Source organism: Pseudomonas corrugata (assembly GCF_001269905.1).
In the GTDB taxonomy this organism is placed as follows: Bacteria; Pseudomonadota; Gammaproteobacteria; order Pseudomonadales; family Pseudomonadaceae; genus Aquipseudomonas; species Aquipseudomonas corrugata.
On record NZ_LHVK01000009.1, the window covers coordinates 352,274 to 373,112 of the forward strand.

Annotated in this window: 18 protein-coding genes; 16 read left to right on the forward strand and 2 right to left on the reverse strand. The window is 60.3% G+C overall.

Annotated features, from left to right (window positions below; all coding sequences use genetic code 11):
- Window positions 1-112: 112 nt before the first annotated feature.
- The 8 genes from dnaE to ispD all read left to right on the forward strand — a co-directional run bounded on the left by dnaE (window position 113) and on the right by ispD (window position 11,551).
- Window positions 113-3,634: a DNA polymerase III subunit alpha gene (gene dnaE / locus AD665_RS15625; protein ID WP_024779025.1), complete on the forward strand. Its 3,522-nt coding sequence runs from the start codon at window positions 113-115 to the stop codon at window positions 3,632-3,634.
- A gap of 150 nt (window positions 3,635-3,784) precedes the next feature.
- The gene (locus AD665_RS15630) at window positions 3,785-4,732 is read left to right on the forward strand and encodes an acetyl-CoA carboxylase carboxyltransferase subunit alpha (RefSeq protein WP_024779026.1); all 948 of its coding nucleotides are present in this window, start codon (window positions 3,785-3,787) and stop codon (window positions 4,730-4,732) included.
- A gap of 132 nt (window positions 4,733-4,864) precedes the next feature.
- The gene (gene tilS / locus AD665_RS15635; RefSeq protein ID WP_053192725.1) at window positions 4,865-6,190 is read left to right on the forward strand and encodes a tRNA lysidine(34) synthetase TilS; all 1,326 of its coding nucleotides are present in this window, start codon (window positions 4,865-4,867) and stop codon (window positions 6,188-6,190) included.
- A 274-nt stretch (window positions 6,191-6,464) separates the two neighbouring features.
- On the forward strand, window positions 6,465-8,096 hold the full coding sequence (locus AD665_RS15640) for a CTP synthase (protein ID WP_053192727.1): 1,632 nt from the start codon (window positions 6,465-6,467) through the stop codon (window positions 8,094-8,096).
- 4 nt (window positions 8,097-8,100) lie between these two features.
- Window positions 8,101-8,946 carry a 3-deoxy-8-phosphooctulonate synthase gene (kdsA, locus tag AD665_RS15645; protein WP_024779029.1) on the forward strand — a complete coding sequence of 282 codons (846 nt, stop codon included), beginning with the start codon at window positions 8,101-8,103 and terminating at the stop codon, window positions 8,944-8,946.
- Between the two features lie 161 nt (window positions 8,947-9,107).
- Window positions 9,108-10,397: a phosphopyruvate hydratase gene (eno, locus tag AD665_RS15650; RefSeq protein WP_024779030.1), complete on the forward strand. Its 1,290-nt coding sequence runs from the start codon at window positions 9,108-9,110 to the stop codon at window positions 10,395-10,397.
- A 171-nt stretch (window positions 10,398-10,568) separates the two neighbouring features.
- The gene (gene ftsB, locus AD665_RS15655; RefSeq protein ID WP_024779031.1) at window positions 10,569-10,847 is read left to right on the forward strand and encodes a cell division protein FtsB; all 279 of its coding nucleotides are present in this window, start codon (window positions 10,569-10,571) and stop codon (window positions 10,845-10,847) included.
- Window positions 10,844-11,551, forward strand: a complete 708-nt coding sequence (gene ispD, locus AD665_RS15660; RefSeq protein ID WP_024779032.1) for a 2-C-methyl-D-erythritol 4-phosphate cytidylyltransferase — start codon at window positions 10,844-10,846, stop codon at window positions 11,549-11,551. The genes ftsB and ispD overlap by 4 nt, the downstream gene beginning before the upstream one ends.
- Before the next feature lie 134 nt (window positions 11,552-11,685).
- Here the strand turns inward: ispD and AD665_RS15665 are convergent, their stop codons facing one another.
- Window positions 11,686-12,582, reverse strand: coding sequence for a LysR substrate-binding domain-containing protein (locus AD665_RS15665; RefSeq protein ID WP_024779033.1), 897 nt, complete (start codon window positions 12,580-12,582; stop codon window positions 11,686-11,688).
- A 107-nt stretch (window positions 12,583-12,689) separates the two neighbouring features.
- Here AD665_RS15665 and AD665_RS15670 point away from each other — a divergent pair, with 107 nt between their 5' ends.
- From AD665_RS15670 to rpoS, 8 genes are all read left to right on the forward strand, one after another.
- Window positions 12,690-13,802 carry an S-(hydroxymethyl)glutathione dehydrogenase/class III alcohol dehydrogenase gene (locus AD665_RS15670; RefSeq protein ID WP_024779034.1) on the forward strand — a complete coding sequence of 371 codons (1,113 nt, stop codon included), beginning with the start codon at window positions 12,690-12,692 and terminating at the stop codon, window positions 13,800-13,802.
- Window positions 13,803-13,895: 93 nt separating this feature from the next.
- Window positions 13,896-14,741, forward strand: coding sequence for an S-formylglutathione hydrolase (gene fghA, locus AD665_RS15675; protein WP_053192729.1), 846 nt, complete (start codon window positions 13,896-13,898; stop codon window positions 14,739-14,741).
- A 43-nt stretch (window positions 14,742-14,784) separates the two neighbouring features.
- Window positions 14,785-15,258, forward strand: coding sequence for a 2-C-methyl-D-erythritol 2,4-cyclodiphosphate synthase (ispF, locus tag AD665_RS15680; RefSeq protein WP_053192730.1), 474 nt, complete (start codon window positions 14,785-14,787; stop codon window positions 15,256-15,258).
- A complete protein-coding gene (gene truD, locus AD665_RS15685) occupies window positions 15,255-16,313 on the forward strand; it encodes a tRNA pseudouridine(13) synthase TruD (protein ID WP_024779037.1) in 1,059 nt (352 codons plus the stop codon). Before ispF ends, truD begins: the two co-directional genes overlap by 4 nt.
- Window positions 16,301-17,050 (forward strand): 5'/3'-nucleotidase SurE, encoded by a 750-nt coding sequence (gene surE / locus AD665_RS15690; protein ID WP_024779038.1) that lies wholly within the window; start codon window positions 16,301-16,303, stop codon window positions 17,048-17,050. Before truD ends, surE begins: the two co-directional genes overlap by 13 nt.
- Window positions 17,051-17,088: 38 nt before the next feature.
- Complete coding sequence (locus tag AD665_RS15695) at window positions 17,089-17,724, forward strand: protein-L-isoaspartate(D-aspartate) O-methyltransferase (RefSeq protein ID WP_162164412.1); 636 nt, start codon at window positions 17,089-17,091, stop codon at window positions 17,722-17,724.
- A gap of 211 nt (window positions 17,725-17,935) precedes the next feature.
- Window positions 17,936-18,781 carry a peptidoglycan DD-metalloendopeptidase family protein gene (locus AD665_RS15700; protein ID WP_024779040.1) on the forward strand — a complete coding sequence of 282 codons (846 nt, stop codon included), beginning with the start codon at window positions 17,936-17,938 and terminating at the stop codon, window positions 18,779-18,781.
- A 106-nt stretch (window positions 18,782-18,887) separates the two neighbouring features.
- Complete coding sequence (gene rpoS, locus AD665_RS15705) at window positions 18,888-19,895, forward strand: RNA polymerase sigma factor RpoS (protein WP_024779041.1); 1,008 nt, start codon at window positions 18,888-18,890, stop codon at window positions 19,893-19,895.
- Window positions 19,896-20,445: 550 nt separating this feature from the next.
- On the opposite strand, the gene fdxA is transcribed toward rpoS, so the two are convergent.
- A complete protein-coding gene (fdxA, locus tag AD665_RS15715) occupies window positions 20,446-20,769 on the reverse strand; it encodes a ferredoxin FdxA (RefSeq protein ID WP_024779043.1) in 324 nt (107 codons plus the stop codon).
- Window positions 20,770-20,839 lie beyond the last annotated feature (70 nt).

A 20,839-nucleotide genomic window follows, 5' to 3' on the forward strand; every position in this document is an offset into this window, starting at 1 on the left:
GCAGGCTCGCTCCCACAAGGTCGGTATTTCGACTGACGGGCATTCGCCACTCATACCCAAGGCCCGGTACAATCCGGGCCTTGTTGTTTTCATGACTTAACGCAGGATCACTATGCCGGCTTCATTCGTTCATCTACGCCTGCACACTGAATACTCCCTGGTCGACGGTCTGGTGCGGATCAAACCACTGGTCAAGACCCTGGTGGGCATGAACATGCCTGCCGTGGCGGTCACCGACCAGAACAACATGTGTTCGCTGGTCAAGTTCTACAAGACCGCCATGGGCGGTGGAATCAAGCCGATCTGCGGAGCCGACCTGTGGCTGTCCAGCAAGGATCCGGACGCACCGTTGAGCCGTATCAGCCTGCTGGTCATGAACGCCGTGGGTTACCGCAATCTGACTGAGTTGATCTCCCGCGGCTTTATCGATGGCCAGCGCAACGGTTCGATCATCATCGAGCGCGAGTGGGTGGCCGAGGCCAGCGAAGGCCTGATCATGCTGTCGGCGGCCAAGGAGGGTGAAATCGGCCTGGCCCTGCTCAGCGGCAACGCCGACGAAGCCGAGACCCTGGCTCGGGACTGGATGGACGTGTTCCCGGACCGCTTCTACATCGAAGTACAGCGCACCAACCGTCCCAACGACGAAGAGCACCTGCACGCTGCAGTGGCGCTGGCTGACAAGATCGGCGCGCCGCTGGTGGCGACCAACGACGTGCGCTTCATCAAGCAGGAAGATTTCGAAGCCCACGAAACCCGTGTCTGCATCGGTGAAGGCCGGGCCCTCGATGACCCGCGCCGGCCCAAGAACTACAGCGATCAGCAATACCTCAAAAGCGCCGAGGAAATGGCCGAGTTGTTCAGCGATCTGCCCGAGGCGCTGGAAAACACCGTCGAGATCGCCAAGCGCTGCAACATCGAAGTGAAGCTGGGCAAGCACTTCCTGCCCAACTTCCCGATTCCCGATGGCATGACCATCGACGAGTATTTCCGCAAAGTGTCGTTCGACGGCCTGGAGGAGCGCCTCAGCGTCCTGCTGCCCAAGGACACCACTCAAGACTACGAAGCCAAGCGCCAGGTCTACATCGACCGGTTGAATTTTGAGCTGGATATCATCATCCAGATGGGCTTCCCCGGTTACTTCCTGATCGTGATGGACTTTATCCAGTGGGCCAAGAACAACGGCGTGCCGGTAGGGCCCGGTCGTGGATCGGGTGCCGGGTCGCTGGTGGCTTATGTACAGAAGATCACCGACCTCGATCCGCTGGAATATGACCTGCTGTTCGAACGTTTCCTCAACCCGGAACGGGTTTCCATGCCCGACTTCGACGTCGACTTCTGCATGGATGGTCGTGACCGGGTAATCGATTACGTGGCCGAGAAGTATGGCCGCAACGCGGTGAGCCAGATCATCACCTTCGGTTCCATGGCCGCCAAGGCGGTGGTGCGTGACGTGGCCCGGGTACAGGGTAAGTCCTATGGCCTGGCGGATCGTCTGTCGAAGATGATTCCGTTCGAAGTCGGCATGACCCTGGAAAAAGCCTACGAACAGGAAGAAATTCTGCGGGACTTCATCAAGGTCGATGAAGAGGCGGCGGAAATCTGGGAGATGGCCCGCAAGCTCGAAGGCGTGGTGCGTAACGTCGGCAAGCATGCTGGTGGCGTGGTGATCGCGCCAACCAAGCTGACCGACTTCTCGCCGATCTATTGCGACGAAGAGGGCGACGGCCTGGTAACCCAGTTCGACAAGGATGACGTCGAGGCGGCGGGCCTGGTGAAGTTCGACTTCCTGGGGCTGCGGACCCTGACCATCATCGATTGGGCGCTCAAGACCATCAACCGCGACCGGGCCAAGGTCGGCGAGGAGCCGCTGGACATCGCGTTCATTCCTCTGGACGACAAACCGACCTACAGCCTGCTGCAGAAAGCGGAAACCACGGCGGTGTTCCAGCTTGAATCCCGCGGCATGAAGGAGCTGATCAAGAAGCTCAAGCCCGACTGCCTGGAAGACTTGATCGCACTGGTGGCCCTGTTCCGTCCGGGCCCGCTGCAATCGGGTATGGTGGACGACTTCATCAACCGTAAACACGGTCGCGCCGAGCTGGCGTACCCGCACCCGGATTACCAGTACGACGGCCTCAAGCCGGTACTGGCGCCGACCTACGGCATCATCCTGTATCAGGAACAGGTGATGCAGATTGCCCAGGTCATGGCCGGCTACACCCTCGGCGGCGCGGACATGCTGCGTCGGGCAATGGGTAAGAAAAAACCCGAGGAGATGGCCAAGCAGCGCGGCGGTTTCATCGAGGGTTGTGCGAACAACGGTATCGATGCGGACCTGGCCGGTAACATCTTCGACCTGGTGGAAAAATTCGCCGGCTACGGCTTCAACAAATCCCACTCTGCCGCCTACGGCCTGGTGTCTTACCAGACCGCGTGGCTGAAGGCGCATTACCCGGCACCGTTCATGGCCGCCGTACTGTCGGCGGATATGCACAACACCGACAAGGTCGTGACCCTGATCGAAGAAGTGCGGACCATGAAGCTGCGCCTCGACGCGCCGGACGTGAACGCTTCGGAGTTCAAGTTCACGGTGAACGACGAGGGGCGCATCATTTATGGCTTGGGCGCGATCAAGGGCGTGGGCGAGGGGCCGGTGGAGGCCATCACCGAGGCGCGCCAGGATGGGCCGTTCAAGGATTTGTTCGATTTCTGTGCCCGGGTCGACCTCAAGCGTATCAACAAGCGCACCCTCGACGGTTTGATCCGCAGTGGCGCGCTGGACCGGTTGGGTCCTTATTTCCATGACGAGCCCAAGGCCTACCAGGCCAACATCGACCGCAACCGCGCGGTGCTGCTGGCGGCCATGGAAGAAGCGATCAAGGCTGCCGAACAGACCGCCCGCACCCATGACAGCGGCCACGCGGACCTGTTTGGCGGCCTGTTCGTCGAGGAAGATGCCGATGTCTACGGCAACCATCGCAAGGCCAAGGAACTGACCCTCAAGGAACGCCTCAAAGGCGAGAAAGACACCCTTGGGCTGTACCTCACCGGTCACCCGATCGATGAATACGAAGGCGAAATCCGCCGCTTCGCCCGTCAGCGCATCATCGACCTGAAGCCGGCTCGCGATACGCAAACCGTCGCCGGGATGATCATCGCCCTGCGGGTGATGAAGAACAAAAAAGGCGACAAAATGGGTTTCATCACCCTCGACGACCGTTCCGGGCGCATCGAGGCATCGTTGTTTGCCGATGCGTTCCACTCGGCGCAGTCTTTGTTGCAGACCGACGCGATGGTGGTGGTGGAAGGCGAGGTCAGCAACGATGACTTCTCCGGTGGCCTGCGGCTGCGGGTCAAGCGGGTGATGAGCATGGAGGATGCCCGGACCAACCTGGCCGAGAGCCTGCGCCTGAAGTTGCAGACTCAGGACCTCAAGGGCGACCAGCTACGCTGGCTGGGCGAGTTGTTCAAGCGCCATCGCGGTGCCTGTCCGATCACCATGGAGTATGTGCGCCCCGACGCCAAGGCCGTGCTGCAGTTCGGCGAGGGCTGGCGGATCGATCCGGCGGATGCGTTGATTCAAGCCTTGCGTGACCAGTTCGGCAAAGACAACGTCTTCCTCCAATACCGTTGACGGCCAGGGGCCACTCCTGGATCTGGAGTGTCCCTGACCGCGACCCGAATTTTTAATCTCGACCTGAACGCGCCTCTCCCTTAAGGTAGGGCGCGAATAGACAACCGGCCGGCCCAAGCTTTCTTGGACGTCGACCCAAGACGGACGCCTATGAACCCGAATTTTCTAGATTTCGAACAGCCGATCGCCGACCTGCAAGCCAAGATCGAAGAGTTGCGCTTGGTCGGTAATGACAATTCGCTGAATATCGGCGATGAGATCTCTCGTCTGCAGGACAAGAGCCGCACGCTGACCGAAGACATCTTCGGCAAGCTGACCAGCTGGCAGATCGCGCGCCTGGCGCGTCATCCTCGTCGTCCATACACCCTGGACTACATCGATCACATCTTCACCGAATTCGACGAACTGCACGGCGATCGTCACTTCTCCGACGACGCCGCGATCGTTGGCGGTGTCGCCCGCCTCGACGACCAGCCGGTGATGGTCATCGGTCACCAGAAGGGCCGCGAAGTGCGCGAGAAAGTCCGTCGCAACTTCGGCATGCCGCGTCCGGAAGGCTACCGCAAGGCCTGCCGCCTGATGGAAATGGCCGAGCGCTTCAAGATGCCGATCCTGACCTTCATCGACACCCCGGGCGCCTACCCGGGTATCGACGCCGAAGAGCGCAACCAGAGTGAAGCGATTGCCTGGAACCTGCGGGTGATGGCTCGGTTGAAAACCCCGATCATCGCCACAGTCATCGGCGAAGGCGGTTCGGGTGGTGCATTGGCGATTGGCGTCTGTGACCAGTTGAACATGTTGCAGTACTCCACTTACGCGGTAATTTCGCCGGAAGGCTGCGCCTCGATCCTGTGGAAGACTGCCGAGAAAGCGCCGGACGCCGCGGAAGCCATGGGCATCACCGCCGAGCGTCTCAAAGGCCTGGGTATCGTGGATAAAGTGATCAACGAACCAGTGGGCGGTGCTCACCGTGACCCGGCCGCGGCTGCCGCGCTGATTCGTGCAGAGCTGAGTTCGCAACTGTCGATGCTGAAGAAGTTCGACAACGACGCGCTGCTGGCCCGTCGCTACGAGCGGTTGATGAGCTACGGCCTCTGATTCGAACGCTATACCCCTGTGGGAGCGAGCCTGCTCGCGAAAGCGGTTTAACATTCAACAAATGAGTTGATTGATACACCGTTATCGCGAGCAGGCTCGCTCCCACAGTTGTTTGTGCCAAGGCTGATTCCTATGAACTCCCGCGCTGATCTCCCCACCCGACTCCTCACCCAACTGGCCCCCTGGCGCAACGCTACCGCCTGGCGCATCGCCTTCTCCGGCGGTCTCGACTCCACCGTCCTGCTGCACCTGCTGGCATCGCTCTCAAACACACACGCACTGCCTCCGCTCAGCGCTATCCACGTCCACCACGGTCTTCAGGCTGCGGCCGATGCGTGGCCGGATCATTGTCGTCGGGTGTGTGAGGCGTTGGGGGTGCCGCTGCAAGTGGTTGACGTACAGGTCCGCCCCGGTGCGAGTCTCGAGCGGGCCGCCCGGGAGGCGCGCTATGGCGCCTTCGTCGCGGCGCTCCAGGGCAACGAGGTGCTGCTCACTGCCCAGCATCGCGATGACCAGGCTGAAACCCTGTTGTTTCGTTTGCTGCGGGGGGCGGGAGTCCGGGGCTTGTCGGCGATGCCGCAGCAGCGTCCCCTCGGGCAGGGGTGGTTGCTGCGCCCGTTGCTTGATGTGTCCCGTGCTGAGCTGGAAGCCTATGGGAAGCAGCAGGGCTTGAGCTGGATCGAAGACCCGTCCAATAACGATCATCGGTATTCGCGCAACTTCCTGCGTCAGCGGGTTTTTCCGCTGCTGACCGAACAGTGGCCCCAGGCTGCATCAGCCCTGGCCCGTGGCGCCGCACACATGACGCAAGCCCAGGGTTTACTGGATGACCTGGCACGGATCGATCTGACCGATGCTACGCCTCCCGGCGCCTTTGGCTGGCTCGGATTGCCATCTCTGGCGCTGGCACCTTTGCAGACCTTGTCGGTGGCTCGCCAACGTAATGCATTGAGTCACTGGCTGACGGCCCTCACGACGCTGCCCGACAGCGACCACTGGGCCGGCTGGGATTCACTGCGTGACGCTGGGGACGCTGCCCGGCCGATCTGGCGTCTGGCCGGCGGTGAGTTGCATCGGGCGGGTGGGCGGGTCTGGTGGTTATCCGACCATTGGCTGCAACCGGTCTCGGGCTGCGCCGAATGGCCCCGGGCAGTTGATACCTTGGGGCTGCCGGGTAATGGCCGGGTGACCCTCACTGGCAAAATCCCCGACGGTCGGCTTTGCGTGCGCTATCGTCAGGGCGCAGAGGTGATGGCCTTGCCGGGCCGTGGTCATCGGGATCTCAAGCGTTTACTCAACGAAAGTGGCTTGCCGGCGTTCGTTCGCGGCCGATTACCGCTGCTGTATCGGGACGAGCGATTGCTGGCGGTGGCCAACCTGCCGGGGCTCGACGGGGACGCTGATGGCACCTGGCAATTGCATTGGCAGCCACCGGAGCAAGATCTGGGTTTGAGCTGAAAGGGGCTTTCCGGTAGACTACGCTCCCTTCTTGATACAACTTCTGTGGATTCGCCTGAATTGCAGGAGTTGCCGATTACCAAGCAGTCTTTGCTGGGCGATTCCAAAAAATGTGTAGCGAGCAACGTACCGGTGATTTTTCTTCCGGTCTGTCCCAACGCGGCGGTTTTTTTGAAAGGTGCACTGTGATTAATGCAGGTGATCGGGGGCTTCGGCCTTCCTTCGCTTTCCCCGGCGGCTCGGACCGCTTTAACGCAGACTTCTAGGGTTTTTCATGACGCGCTACATATTCGTCACGGGCGGTGTTGTTTCTTCATTGGGGAAAGGCATTGCCTCGGCTTCATTGGCGGCCATCCTGGAGGCGCGGGGACTTAAGGTCACCATGCTCAAGCTGGACCCGTACATCAACGTCGACCCGGGCACCATGAGCCCGTTCCAGCACGGCGAAGTGTTCGTCACCCACGACGGCGCCGAGACCGACCTGGACCTGGGCCACTACGAGCGGTTCATCCGCACGACCATGACCCAGAACAACAACTTCACCACCGGTCGTGTCTACGAGCACGTGCTGCGCAAGGAGCGTCGTGGTGATTACCTGGGCGCGACCATCCAGGTCATCCCCCATATCACCGACGAGATCAAGCGCCGTATCATCAAGGGTGCTGGCGACGCCGACGTGGCAATGGTCGAGATCGGCGGTACCGTGGGCGACATCGAGTCCCAGCCGTTCCTCGAAGCCATCCGCCAGTTGCGTTTCGAAATCGGCGCCAAGCGCGCGATGCTGATGCACCTGACGCTGGTGCCGTACATCGCCACTGCCGGCGAAACCAAGACCAAGCCAACCCAGCACTCGGTCAAGGAGCTGCGCTCCATCGGCCTGCAGCCGGATGTGCTGATCTGCCGCTCCGATCACCCGATCGATATTTCCTCGCGTCGCAAGATCGCCCAGTTCACCAACGTTGAAGAGCGTGCGGTCATCGGCCTCGAAGACGCCGACACCATCTACAAGATCCCGGGCATCCTGCACTCCCAGGGCCTGGACGATTTCGTCGTCGAGCGTTTCGGCCTGCAATGCGCTGGCGCCGACCTGTCCGAATGGGACGCTGTGGTCGATGCCAAGCTCAACCCTGAGCACGAAGTCACCATCGCCATGGTCGGCAAGTACATGGAGTTGCTGGATGCCTACAAGTCGCTGATCGAAGCGATGAGTCATGCCGGCATCAGCAACCGCACCAAGGTCAACCTGCGCTACATCGACTCCGAAGACATCGAGAACCAGGGCACCGGCCTGCTCGAAGGCGCCGATGCGATCCTGGTCCCTGGCGGCTTCGGCCTGCGGGGCGTGGAAGGCAAGATCACCGCGGTCCAGTACGCTCGCGAAAACAAGGTGCCATACCTGGGTATCTGCCTGGGCATGCAAGTGGCGGTCATCGAGTTCGCCCGTAACGTGATGGGCTGGAAGGACGCCAACTCCACCGAGTTCGATCGCGCCAGCGGTCACCCGGTCGTGGGCCTGATCACCGAGTGGGAAGACGCCACCGGTGCCGTGGAAGTGCGGACCGAAACCTCCGACCTGGGCGGTACCATGCGCCTCGGCGCCCAGGAATGCCTGCTCGAAGCCCGCTCCCTGGTGCACGATTGCTACGCCAAGGATGTGATCGTCGAGCGTCACCGCCATCGTTACGAAGTGAACAACAAGCTGCTGCCACAGCTGATCGAAGCCGGCCTGAAAATCTCCGGCCGCTCCGGTGATGGCGCGCTGGTCGAAGTGGTCGAGTCCCCGGATCACCCATGGTTCGTGGCTTGCCAGTTCCACCCCGAGTTCACCTCGACGCCACGGGACGGTCATCCGCTGTTCAGCGGTTTCGTGAAGGCCGCTTTGGCTCAACACCAGAAAAAGGCATAAGACGATGGCCCAGAAGATCATTCGCGTTGGCGACATCGAAATTGCCAACGACAAGCCCATGGTGCTGTTCGGCGGCATGAACGTGCTGGAAAGCCGCGACATGGCGATGCAGGTCTGCGAGGAGTACGTCAAGGTGACCCAGAAACTGGGTATTCCTTACGTCTTCAAGGCCAGCTTCGACAAGGCCAACCGGTCGTCCGTGACCTCTTACCGTGGCCCGGGCCTGGAAGAGGGCATGCGGATCTTCCAGGACATCAAGCAAGCCTTCGGCGTGCCGATCATCACCGACGTCCACGAGCCTGACCAGGCCGCGGTCGCCGCCGAGGTCTGCGACATCATCCAATTGCCGGCATTCCTGTCTCGCCAGACCGACCTCGTGGTCGCGATGGCCAAGACCGGTGCGGTGATCAACATCAAGAAAGCCCAGTTCCTCGCGCCCCAGGAAATGAAACACATCCTGAGCAAGTGCGAAGAGGCCGGGAACGACCAGTTGATCCTCTGCGAGCGCGGTTCGAGCTTCGGCTACAACAACCTGGTGGTGGACATGCTCGGCTTCGGCATCATGAAGCAGTTCGAATACCCGGTGTTCTTCGACGTGACCCACGCGCTGCAGATGCCTGGCGGCCGTTCCGACTCCGCCGGTGGCCGTCGCGCCCAGGTGACCGACCTGGCCAAGGCCGGCATGAGCCAGTCCCTGGCGGGCCTGTTCCTCGAGGCCCACCCTGACCCGGATAACGCCAAGTGCGATGGCCCTTGCGCCTTGCGCCTGAACAAGCTGGAGCCGTTCCTGTCTCAGCTCAAGGCGTTGGACGAGTTGGTCAAGGGTTTTCCGACGATAGAAACCGCGTAGCGCGGTTTTCTCCGGTAAAGTACCGCTCGATTATCGCTCTGGCCCGCTGGCCGCACTGCTCTTGTGGGAGCATGGCTTGCCAGCGATGGCGCCCTTGAGGCCCCCATCGCCGGCAAGTCGTGCTCCCACAGCGTTTCGTCAACTTTGGAGTGTTTACAACAATGGCAAAAATCGTCGACATCAAAGGTCGTGAAGTTCTCGACTCCCGTGGCAATCCCACTGTTGAAGCGGACGTGCTTCTCGACAACGGCATCATCGGCAGCGCCTGCGCGCCGTCCGGTGCTTCCACCGGCTCGCGCGAAGCGCTGGAGCTGCGTGATGGCGACAAGAGCCGTTACCTGGGCAAGGGCGTACTGAAGGCTGTTGCCAACATCAACGGTCCGATCCGTGACCTGCTGCTCGGCAAGGATCCTGCCGACCAGAAGGCCCTCGACCTGGCGATGATCAAGCTCGACGGTACCGAGAACAAGGCCACTCTGGGCGCCAACGCGATCCTCGCCGTGTCCCTGGCCGCCGCCAAGGCTGCCGCCCAGGACCAGGACCTGCCGCTGTACGCTCACATCGCCAACCTCAACGGTACGCCGGGCGTCTACTCGATGCCGGTCCCGATGATGAACATCATCAACGGCGGCGAGCATGCCGACAACAACGTCGACATCCAGGAATTCATGGTCCAGCCGGTTGGTGCCAAGTCCTTCTCCGAAGGCCTGCGCATGGGCACCGAGATTTTTCATCACCTCAAGGCTGTGCTGAAGGCCCGTGGCCTGAGCACCGCGGTTGGCGACGAAGGCGGTTTCGCACCGAACCTGGCGTCCAACGAAGACGCGCTGAAAGTCATCTCCGAAGCCGTGGCCAACGCCGGCTACAAGCTGGGCACCGACGTGACCCTGGCTCTGGACTGCGCCGCCAGTGAGTTCTTCGAAGACGGCAAGTACAACCTGTCCGGCGAAGGCCAGGTGTTCACTGCCGAAGGTTTTGCCGACTACCTCAAGGGCTTGACCGAGCGCTATCCGATCATCTCCATCGAAGACGGCCTGGACGAGTCCGATTGGGCTGGCTGGAAAATCCTCACCGACAAGATCGGCGAGAAAACCCAGCTGGTGGGCGACGACCTGTTCGTGACCAACACCAAGATCCTGAAAGAAGGCATCGACAAGAAGATCGCCAACTCGATCCTGATCAAGTTCAACCAGATCGGCACCCTGACCGAAACCCTGGAAGCTATCCAGATGGCCAAGGCCGCCGGCTACACCGCGGTGATCTCCCACCGTTCCGGTGAAACCGAGGACTCGACCATTGCCGACTTGGCCGTGGGCACCGCGGCAGGGCAGATCAAGACCGGTTCGCTGTGCCGTTCCGACCGCGTATCCAAGTACAACCAACTGCTGCGTATCGAAGAACAGTTGAACGGCAAGGCCAAGTACAACGGTCGTGCCGAGTTTCGCGGTTAAGCGGTAAATGATAAAAAGACAGCGGGTCGGGGCGAAAAAGTCGCTATAGCGGCGGTTTTGCTTCTAATCTGATGCCTTATGAAGCACAAGCCTGGTTCTTCCAGGCTTCGTGCTATCAGACGTTTCAAAGTTTGGCATGGCGGTCTTTTTTCACTGGATACCTGATATTCGATGCGCAGTCCCAATTGGTTGTTTCTTGTCTTGCTCCTGTTGCTGGCCGGCCTGCAGTACCGCCTGTGGGTGGGTAACGGCAGCCTGGCGCAAGTGGCCGACCTGACTCAGCAGATTGCCGACCAGCATGCCGAGAACGAGGCATTGCTGGAGCGTAATCGGGTGATGGACGCCGAAGTGATGGAGTTGAAAAAAGGCATGGAGACCGTTGAAGAGCGGGCTCGTCATGAGTTGGGCATGGTCAAGGAGGGCGAAACCCTCTACCAGTTGGCCCAATGAGTATCCGATTGCCGGCCTTCTGGGCCGTGATTCCTGCCGCGGGCGTCGGAGCCCGTATGGCCGCGGACCGTCCCAAGCAATACCTGCAACTGGGCGGGCGCACAATTCTTGAACACAGCCTCGGCTGTTTCCTCGATCATCCGACCGTCAAGGGCGTGGTGGTCTGCGTTGCACACGATGATCCTTACTGGCCGACCCTGGCTTGTGCCGACGACGCTCGCATCCAGCGGGTAGACGGTGGCGCGCAGCGTTCGGATTCGGTGCTCAATGCCTTGCTGCATCTGCATGCCCAAGGCGCTGACGATCATGATTGGGTGCTGGTGCATGATGCCGCCCGGCCCAACCTGTCCAGGGACGATCTGGACACGCTGCTCGGCGAGCTGGCGAACGACCCGGTCGGTGGCCTGCTGGCCGTCCCGGCACGCGATACCCTCAAGCGCGTCGACAAGCACGGTCGTGTGCTGGAAACCGTTGATCGCAGCGTGATCTGGCAAGCCTATACACCGCAGATGTTTCGCCTTGGAGCCTTGCATCGAGCGTTGGCCGACAGCCTGGTGGCGGATGCGGTGATTACCGATGAAGCTTCGGCCATGGAGTGGGCGGGGCAGGCACCCCGGTTGATCGAAGGGCGGTCGGACAATATCAAGGTCACCCGTCCCGAAGACCTGGAGTGGTTGCGCCAGCGTTGGGCTTATCGCCACTGAGTGAAATCGCCATCGCGAGCAGGCTCGCTCCCACAAAGATCTATGTCGTACACAGATTTTGTGTCCACCCAGGCTCCACTGTGGGAGCGAGCCTGCTCGCGAAGCGCTAGTTCAAACGCCGCTGATCTCCGGCATCAACCCCGATACTCCGGTCGCTCAGCCAACCCTTCCTTCAAATAATCCACCAGCTTGCGCACCTTCGGCGACAGATGCCGTTGCTGTGGATACAACGCCCACACCGCCGTATTCGGTGGCTGATGCGCTTCCAGCAGCGAGATCAACGCGCCGCTGTGCAAATGCTCCAGCACGTAGTAATCCGGCAACTGACACAGCCCGACCCCTTGCAAGGTCGCCTCCAGCACCGCCTGGCCGCTGTTGCAGCGCCAGTTTCCCTGCACGCGCTGGGAAAATTCCCGCCCGTTCTGCTCCAGTTGCCAGAGGTCGGAACTGCCGATCAGGCAGTTATGGCGGCTCAGTTCCGACAAGCTATGGGGTCGACCATACCGTTCCAGGTAAGACGGCGAGGCGCACAGGTACATGCGACGTGGTGCGAGGCGCGTGGCAATCAGGCGAGAGTCTTGCAGGCGACCCAGGCGAATCGCCAGGTCCAACCCTTCGTGGACCAGGTCGAGGGGGCGATTGCTCAGCTCGATGTCTACCCGCAATTGTGGGTAGAGCCCCATGAAACGGGTGACCAGCGGCACGATGAACCGCTCGCCGTAGGCCACCGCGCAGGTCATTCGCAACATGCCCTTGGGTTCGCTGGTGAGATCACCCACAGCCCGGAGTGCCTCTTCGCGGCCATCCTGCAGCCGTTGGCAATGCTGCAAAAACGTCTGCCCGGCCTCGGTCAGGGTGACTCGACGGGTGCTGCGGTACAGCAAGCGTGTCTGTAGCCGCTCTTCAAGTCGCACGATCTGTCGACTGATGTGAGAGGAGGACACCCCGAGGCGTTCGGCTGCAGCGGTGAATTGGCTGCATTCGGCCACGGCGACGAATTCGTCGATCCCTTCCCAGCGGTTATCGGACATGAAGGATTATCCCTGTATGGCAATAATGTTTTGCTTTTGATTGGATTATTCATCGTCCTGCGGCGGATTACACTCCCGGTCTTGTTTTTATTTGATGGAGAGACCGGATGATCAAGTCGCGCGCTGCCGTTGCCTTCGAGGCCAAGAAACCCCTGGAAATCGTTGAAGTCGATGTCGCCATGCCCAAGGCAGGGGAAGTGCTGTTGCGTGTGGTGGCTTCCGGTGTTTGCCATACCGACGCCTACACCCTGTCGGGCGCCGACCCGGAAGGTATTTTCCCCTCGATCCTCGGCCACGAAGGCGGTGCAATCGTCGAAGCCATCGGTGAGGGCGTGACGTCGGTTGCAGTAGGTGACCACGTGATTCCGCTGTACACGCCGGAGTGCGGCCAGTGCAAATTCTGCAAGTCGGGTAAGACCAACCTCTGCCAGGCCATTCGCGCCACGCAGGGCAAAGGCCTGATGCCGGACGGCACTTCGCGCTTTTCCTACAAGGGCGAAACCATTTTCCACTACATGGGTACCTCGACGTTCTCCGAGTACACCGTGTTGCCGGAAATCTCCGTTGCGAAAATCCCGAAGGAAGCACCCTTGGAAAAGGTCTGCCTGCTGGGTTGCGGCGTCACCACCGGTATCGGCGCGGTGATCAACACCGCCAAGGTCAAGCCGGGTGACACCGTGGCCATCTTCGGCCTGGGTGGTATCGGCCTGTCGGCGGTGATCGGCGCCGTGAAAGCCAAGGCATCGCGGATCATCGCCATCGACATCAACCCGGCCAAGTTCGAGATTGCCAAGCAGTTGGGCGCTACCGATTGCGTCAATCCGAAAGACTTCGACCGTCCGATCCAGGAGGTCATTGTCGACATGACCGACGGCGGCGTGGACTTTTCCTTCGAGTGCATCGGCAACGTCCAGTTGATGCGTGCCGCACTGGAATGCTGCCACAAGGGCTGGGGCGAGTCGGTGATCATCGGCGTGGCCGGTGCCGGCCAGGAAATCGCCACCCGTCCGTTCCAACTGGTGACGGGCCGCGTCTGGCGCGGTTCGGCGTTTGGCGGCGTGCGCGGTCGCAGCGAGTTGCCCAGCTACGTGGAAATGGCCGAGAAGGGCGAGATCCCGTTGGATACCTTCATCACCCACACCATGGGCCTGGAAGATATCAACAAGGCATTCGACCTGATGCATGAAGGCAAGAGCATCCGTACCGTCATTCATTTTTAAGAGCAGCAGCAAGCCAAAGGCTACAAGCTGCAAGTGAAGCGCGGTGCTTTTTCTTGCGGCTTGCAGCTTGGAGCTTGGAGCTGAGGTGAAGTTATGAACCTCGAAAATATCTCCTGCCAGAAAAGCTTCGGCGGCTGGCACAAGCGTTACCGGCACCGCTCCGAAGTGCTCGGCTGTGACATGGTGTTTGCCGTGTACCTGCCACCGCAGGCCGAGCATGGTGGCAAGTTGCCCGTGTTGTATTGGCTGTCCGGGCTGACCTGCACCGACGAGAACTTCATGCAGAAGGCCGGTGCCCAGCGTATGGCTGCCGAGTTGGGTTTGATCATCGTTGCGCCGGATACCAGCCCTCGGGGCGCCGATGTACCGGGTGATCCGGACGGCGCCTGGGACTTCGGCCTTGGTGCGGGCTTCTACCTGAACGCCACGCAGGAACCCTGGGCGCGGCACTATCGGATGTATGACTACGTGGTGCAGGAATTGCCGGCGTTGGTCGAGGCGCATTTTCCGGCGTCGGACAAGCGCAGCATCAGTGGTCACTCCATGGGCGGCCATGGCGCGCTGGTCTGCGCCTTGCGCAATCCGGGACGTTACCGTTCGGTGTCGGCCTTTTCGCCGATCAACAATCCGATGGATTGCCCATGGGGTCAGAAAGCCTTCTCCCGTTACCTGGGGGAAGACCGCTCGAAATGGCGTGAATGGGATGCCTGTGCGCTGATTGCCGAGGCTGACGAGAAGCTACCGTTGCTGGTGGACCAGGGCGATCGCGACGATTTCCTGGCCAACCAGCTCAAGCCTGAAGCCTTGCAACAGGCGGCGAAGGCTGCGGGTCATCCCCTGGAGTTGCGCCTGCAACCGGGATACGACCACAGCTACTTCTTCATCGCCAGTTTCATTGATGACCATCTGCAACATCATGCACGCGCTCTAAACGTCTAATGCAGGTAGAATCACGCCCTGACAGAAATCAGGGCTTTTTTTTATGCGTATTGGCCACGGCTACGATGTTCACCGTTTCACTGAAGGCGATTTCATTACGCTGGGCGGCGTGCGTATCGCACACGGCTTCGGGTTGCTCGCGCATTCTGACGGTGATGTCCTGCTGCACGCCCTGAGCGACGCATTGCTCGGCGCGGCGGCCCTGGGTGATATCGGCAAGCATTTTCCCGACACCGATCCTCGATTCAAGGGCGTCGACAGCCGCGTGCTGCTGCGCCATGTGGTCTCGCTGATCCAAGCCAAGGGCTGGAAGGTCGGCAATGTCGATAACACCATTGTTGCCCAGGCGCCGAAAATGGCGCCGCACATCGAGGCCATGCGCCAGTTGATTGCCGAGGATCTTCAAGTTGAGCTGGACCAGGTGAACGTGAAAGCCACCACCACCGAGAAGCTGGGTTTCGTCGGTCGCGAAGAAGGCATTGCCGTCCATTCCGTTGCCTTGTTGCTGCGCCCATGACCGAACTGGAATTGTTGGGGCCGCGTGCCTATGGCGAGTCACTGGGCAGCGCGGTGCTCAAGGCCACTGCTGAAGATTTCCAGGTCGATGAAGTGCTCGACATCCCGTTGACCGGCGATGGCGAGCATTTGTGGCTCTGGGTCGAAAAGCGTGGCTTGAACACCGAGGAGGCGGCCCGGCGAATTGCCAAGGCCGCCGGTGTGCCGCTGCGTACCGTCAGCTACGCCGGGCTCAAGGACCGTCAGGCCCTGACGCGGCAATGGTTCAGCATTCAATTGCCGGGCAAGGCGGATCCGGACCTGTCGGCGGCAGAGAACGACACGCTGAAGATCCTCAAGACCGGTCGCCACAAGCGCAAGCTGCAGCGCGGCGCGCACTCGGCCAATGGTTTCACGTTGCGTCTGACCCAGTTCAAGGGCGACCCGGCGGCCATCGACGCGCGCCTGCAACAGATCGTCCGCCAGGGAATCCCCAACTACTATGGTACCCAGCGCTTTGGTCATGACGGCGGCAACGTCGTCGATGCCCGTGCCTGGGCGGCACGCAGGGCCTTGCCGGAGCAACGCAACGTGCGTTCGCGGCTGTTGTCGGCAGCCCGCAGTTTCCTGTTCAACCGTGTATTGGCGGCACGGGTGGCCGACGGTACCTGGCGACAAGCCCTGGTGGGCGACTTGCTGGCCTTCACCGACAGCCGCAGCTTTTTCCCGGCAGGTGAAGCTGAATGCAACGATCCGCGCCTGGCGATTCTCGATCTGCACCCGACCGGGCCACTGTGGGGCGAAGGCCCTTCGCCGGCCTCGGGCGTGACCCACGATCTGGAACAGGCCGTCGCCGAGCGCGAAGCGGACTTGCGCGATTGGTTGGTAAACGCGGGAATGAGTCACGAACGTCGCATCCTGCGACTGCCCATTGGCGGGCTGTCGTGGCATTATCCCTCGCTAGACATTCTGCAACTGGAATTCGTCCTGCCGGCCGGATGTTTCGCCACTGTCTTGGTGCGCGAACTCGTCGATCTGGTGCCGGTGGGGCAGACGGACAGCCCATGCGTATTCTGATTTCTAACGACGACGGGGTGACAGCACCCGGTCTTGCCGCGCTTTATGCTGCGTTGGCGGATTTTGCCGAGTGCGTGGTGATCGCCCCGGACCAGGACAAAAGCGGCGCCAGCAGCTCGCTGACGCTCGACCGTCCGTTGCACCCCTGTTATCTGGATAACGGTTTCATCAGCCTCAACGGCACCCCTACCGATTGCGTGCACCTGGGCCTCAACGGCCTGCTGGAGCGCGAGCCGGACATGGTGGTCTCGGGCATCAACCTGGGCGCCAACCTGGGAGATGACGTGTTGTATTCCGGTACAGTCGCCGCCGCCCTGGAAGGTCGCTTCCTGAAACAGCCATCGTTTGCCTTTTCGTTTGTTTCACGGCAGGTCGATAACTTGCCTACCGCTGCCTACTTCGCCCGCAAGCTGGTAGAAGCCCATGGCGAACTGGACCTGCCGCCGCGCACGGTGCTGAACGTGAACATCCCGAATCTGCCCCTGGATCACATTCGTGGTATCCAACTCACGCGTCTGGGCCATCGTGCCCGCGCCGCCAAGCCCATGCACGTGGTCGACCCGCGGGGCAAGGCCGGTTACTGGATCGCCGCCGCCGGTGACGCGGAGGATGGTGGGCCGGGCACCGATTTCCATGCGGTAATGCAGGGGTATGTCTCGATCACCCCGTTGCAGCTAGACCGGACCTTCAACGATGCCTTTCGAAACATTGATGGCTGGCTGGAGGGGCTGAGTTGATGCGTGAGCAAGACGATATGCTGCGCCGGGGGATCGGCATGACCTCCCAGCGAACCCGAGAGCGACTGATTCAGCGGCTCTACGAAGAAGGCCTGTCCAACGCCCAAGTGCTGGAAGTGATTCGCCGTACGCCTCGGCATTTGTTCGTCGATGAAGCCCTGGCCCATCGCGCCTACGAAGATACGGCGTTGCCGATCGGTCACAACCAGACCATTTCCCAGCCTTATATGGTGGCCCGCATGAGCGAGTTGCTACTGGAGGCGGGGCCGTTGGACAAAGTGCTGGAAATCGGCACCGGTTCGGGCTACCAGACGGCGGTGTTGTCGCAACTGGTGGAGCGGGTGTTTTCCGTGGAACGAATCAAGGTGCTGCAGGATCGCGCCAAGGAGCGCCTGGTTGAACTGAACCTGCGCAACGTGGTGTTTCGCTGGGGCGATGGTTGGGAGGGCTGGCCGGCGCTGGCACCTTATAACGGCATCATCGTCACCGCAGTGGCCACCGATGTACCTCAGGCCCTGCTGGATCAACTCGCCCCTGGTGGGCGGATGGTCATTCCGGTGGGTTCCGGTGAGGTTCAGCAGTTGATGTTGATCGTGCGTGAAGAACAAGGTTTTTCACGCCATGTCCTGGGTGCGGTGCGGTTCGTGCCGCTACTCAACGGGCCATTGGCCTGAGCATTTATAAACGGACGCTGAATTCCGAGGCGTGGGTTGTGTCTTACAGCGGCCCCCCAATGTCGAACAGGGCTCAATGGCGTCGAGCAAACGTGTGCGACAGCGCTTGGCGCTTCATTAATAGAGACGCAGTCGCGCTCCGTTATACTTGCATAGTGTCTGCCCGGGCAGGCAGTTTCCAATTTTTCAACCACCACAAAGGGAGCGGCGGGTGAGTCTCACAGTCATTGCGCAGCGTATGGGTATCACGAGTTTTCAGCGCCTGGTGACTGGCCTTGTCTTGAGTACCTTGCTGGTCGGTTGTTCCAGTACGCCACCGGGCAATGTCCGGGTTGTCGATCGCAACAGTGCTGCACCGCAGCGTCCTACAGTAACGACCGGTCAGTATGTAGTCCGTCGCGGCGATACCATGTTTTCCATCGCTTTTCGCTACGGCTGGGACTACAAGTCCCTCGCCGCGCGGAACAACATTCCTGCGCCTTATACGATTCATCCAGGTCAGGCGATTCGCTTCGATGGTCGCAGTGGGTCAACGCCTACGGCGGTCGTCACGCAGTCGGATACGACACCTTCGTCATCGAGCAAAACTACGGTCATCCGCCGGCCGATCGGGGCTGCGACGACGACAGTACCGTCCGTCGCGAGCAAACCGGCACCTGCCCCCCTGCCTCCTGCAGGCCCCGCCCCGACTGGCTGGGGATGGCCTTCTAGTGGCGTTCTCATTGGAAAATTCTCTTCAAACGGTAGTTTGAATAAAGGAATTGATATCGCCGGGGATTTGGGACAGCCTGTTTTAGCCGCGTCTGATGGCACGGTTGTGTACGCCGGGAGTGGTTTGAGGGGCTACGGCGAACTCGTGATCATCAAACACAGCGATACCTACGTCAGTGCCTACGGTCACAACCGCAGGCTGTTGGTTCGGGAGGGGCAGCAGGTCAAGGTCGGACAGACAATTGCCGAAATGGGTTCCACAGGTACAGACCGGGTGAAACTGCACTTTGAGATTCGCCGACAAGGTAAACCGGTAGATCCACTGCAATTCCTGCCACGTCGTTGATTTGGTTGTCAGCCTGTTCCGTCACGTAGAGGGAACAGGCTCCAGCGTTGCCAAGGATAAAGGCGTCGCTTGAGCTTGAGGTCGAACTCACCAAAGGACTATAACAATGGCTCTCAGTAAAGAAGTGCCGGAGTTTGACATCGACGATGAGGTTCTCCTGATGGAGACCGGCATCGCTATGGATTCGATGTCGAATGATGAGGGAGCGTCTCCTCCTTCCGTTCGTGCCAAATCCAGACACTCCACTTCACTTAAACAACATAAGTACATCGATTACACCCGGGCGCTTGACGCCACTCAGCTGTACCTCAACGAAATCGGTTTCTCACCGCTGCTCTCCCCAGAGGAAGAGGTTCATTTTGCGCGGCTGTCGCAAAGCGGTGACCCGGCTGGTCGAAAACGCATGATTGAAAGCAACTTGCGCCTGGTGGTGAAAATCGCCCGACGCTACGTCAATCGTGGGCTTTCGCTGCTGGACCTGATCGAAGAGGGCAACCTGGGGCTGATTCGCGCCGTCGAGAAATTCGACCCTGAGCGAGGCTTCCGCTTCTCGACCTACGCGACCTGGTGGATCCGCCAGACCATCGAACGGGCGATCATGAATCAGACGCGTACCATCCGGTTGCCTATTCATGTGGTCAAGGAGCTTAACGTCTACCTGCGGGCCGCCCGTGAGCTGACCCAGAAGCTCGATCATGAGCCTTCACCCGAAGAGATCGCCAATCTGCTGGAAAAACCGGTGGGTGAGGTCAAGCGCATGCTTGGGCTCAATGAACGGGTTTCCTCGGTGGATGTCTCGTTGGGGCCGGACTCGGACAAGACCCTGCTGGACACCCTTACTGACGAGCGCCCCACGGACCCTTGTGAACTGCTTCAGGATGACGACTTGTCCCAGAGCATCGACCAATGGCTTTCGGAGCTGACGGACAAGCAGCGGGAAGTGGTGATCCGCCGCTTTGGCCTGCGTGGCCATGAAAGCAGCACCTTGGAAGATGTAGGCCTGGAAATCGGCTTGACCCGCGAGCGGGTGAGACAGATTCAGGTGGAGGGCCTCAAGCGTCTGCGCGAGATCCTGGAGAAGAACGGCCTCTCGAGCGAGTCGCTGTTCCAATAGCAACCCGGCAAGTGCAGCAGGAAAAGCCCCGACTGGTTCGGGGCTTTGCCGTTTCTGGGGGGAGGGTCTCGGCCCTGCCATGTTTCCGGCTCGGCTTGTAAGCTTTTGCCTAGTGTTGTGTAAGTGTTCGGTTCCTCGTGGCCGGGGACAGACGACAATCAATGCCGCTTCTTTTTATTATCCTATTGATTTTAAAGGGTATTTAAATAGATGAACGAGGCGTGACAGGTGCTGTCGGCCGCTTCGGATGAATTGCGCTCGCTGGGGAAAACACTAATATCAGTCCTGTGTCGACGGACAGACACACCCGTCACGGACGATGGGGAAGGAAGGACATCGCAGGATGCGATTCATCAGGATGATGAAAAGGATCAAAGGGATTAGGGAAAAAATGTGGGCGGGTCAAACCGCCCCTTTTTTTTGCCTGCGAATTGGTAACGGGCTGCTTGGGAACGCCTCTACGGACGCACTGCGTTCGACCTCTCTGATCGATTCCAGCCGCCGGAAAGCAAAAAGGCCCGCAAGGGGCCTTTTCGAAGAACGCAGATGATCAGCGTTCGAGGTCTGCGATCTTGCCTGGCTTGCCATCCCACTCTTCGGCGTCCGGCAGCGCATCTTTCTTCTCGGTAATGTTCGGCCAGATGTCCGCCAGTTCGGCGTTCAGCTCGATGAAGTTCTCCATGCCGGACGGCACTTCGTCTTCCGAGAAAATGGCGTTCGCCGGGCATTCCGGTTCACACAGGGCACAGTCGATGCACTCGTCCGGGTGAATGACCAGGAAATTCGGCCCTTCGTAGAAGCAGTCCACCGGACAGACTTCTACGCAGTCGGTGTACTTGCACTTGATGCAGTTGTCGGTGACGACGAAGGTCATTTCTAATTCTCTCCTCAGGCGGCGGCAGCGGATCCCTCTTCACGGTGGGGTCGCCAGGCTTGGGAGCGGA

What these genes read in the sequence shown, in the direction of transcription:
- dnaE (WP_024779025.1), top strand. Translation starts at nt 113, where the DNA reads ATGCCGGCTTCATTCGTTCATCTACGCCTGCACACTGAATACTCCCTG.
- AD665_RS15630 (WP_024779026.1), top strand. Translation starts at nt 3,785, where the DNA reads ATGAACCCGAATTTTCTAGATTTCGAACAGCCGATCGCCGACCTGCAA.
- tilS (WP_053192725.1), top strand. Translation starts at nt 4,865, where the DNA reads ATGAACTCCCGCGCTGATCTCCCCACCCGACTCCTCACCCAACTGGCC.
- AD665_RS15640 (WP_053192727.1), top strand. Translation starts at nt 6,465, where the DNA reads ATGACGCGCTACATATTCGTCACGGGCGGTGTTGTTTCTTCATTGGGG.
- kdsA (WP_024779029.1), top strand. Translation starts at nt 8,101, where the DNA reads ATGGCCCAGAAGATCATTCGCGTTGGCGACATCGAAATTGCCAACGAC.
- eno (WP_024779030.1), top strand. Translation starts at nt 9,108, where the DNA reads ATGGCAAAAATCGTCGACATCAAAGGTCGTGAAGTTCTCGACTCCCGT.
- ftsB (WP_024779031.1), top strand. Translation starts at nt 10,569, where the DNA reads ATGCGCAGTCCCAATTGGTTGTTTCTTGTCTTGCTCCTGTTGCTGGCC.
- ispD (WP_024779032.1), top strand. Translation starts at nt 10,844, where the DNA reads ATGAGTATCCGATTGCCGGCCTTCTGGGCCGTGATTCCTGCCGCGGGC.
- AD665_RS15665 (WP_024779033.1), bottom strand. Translation starts at nt 12,582, where the DNA reads ATGTCCGATAACCGCTGGGAAGGGATCGACGAATTCGTCGCCGTGGCC.
- AD665_RS15670 (WP_024779034.1), top strand. Translation starts at nt 12,690, where the DNA reads ATGATCAAGTCGCGCGCTGCCGTTGCCTTCGAGGCCAAGAAACCCCTG.
- fghA (WP_053192729.1), top strand. Translation starts at nt 13,896, where the DNA reads ATGAACCTCGAAAATATCTCCTGCCAGAAAAGCTTCGGCGGCTGGCAC.
- ispF (WP_053192730.1), top strand. Translation starts at nt 14,785, where the DNA reads ATGCGTATTGGCCACGGCTACGATGTTCACCGTTTCACTGAAGGCGAT.
- truD (WP_024779037.1), top strand. Translation starts at nt 15,255, where the DNA reads ATGACCGAACTGGAATTGTTGGGGCCGCGTGCCTATGGCGAGTCACTG.
- surE (WP_024779038.1), top strand. Translation starts at nt 16,301, where the DNA reads ATGCGTATTCTGATTTCTAACGACGACGGGGTGACAGCACCCGGTCTT.
- AD665_RS15695 (WP_162164412.1), top strand. Translation starts at nt 17,089, where the DNA reads ATGACCTCCCAGCGAACCCGAGAGCGACTGATTCAGCGGCTCTACGAA.
- rpoS (WP_024779041.1), top strand. Translation starts at nt 18,888, where the DNA reads ATGGCTCTCAGTAAAGAAGTGCCGGAGTTTGACATCGACGATGAGGTT.
- fdxA (WP_024779043.1), bottom strand. Translation starts at nt 20,769, where the DNA reads ATGACCTTCGTCGTCACCGACAACTGCATCAAGTGCAAGTACACCGAC.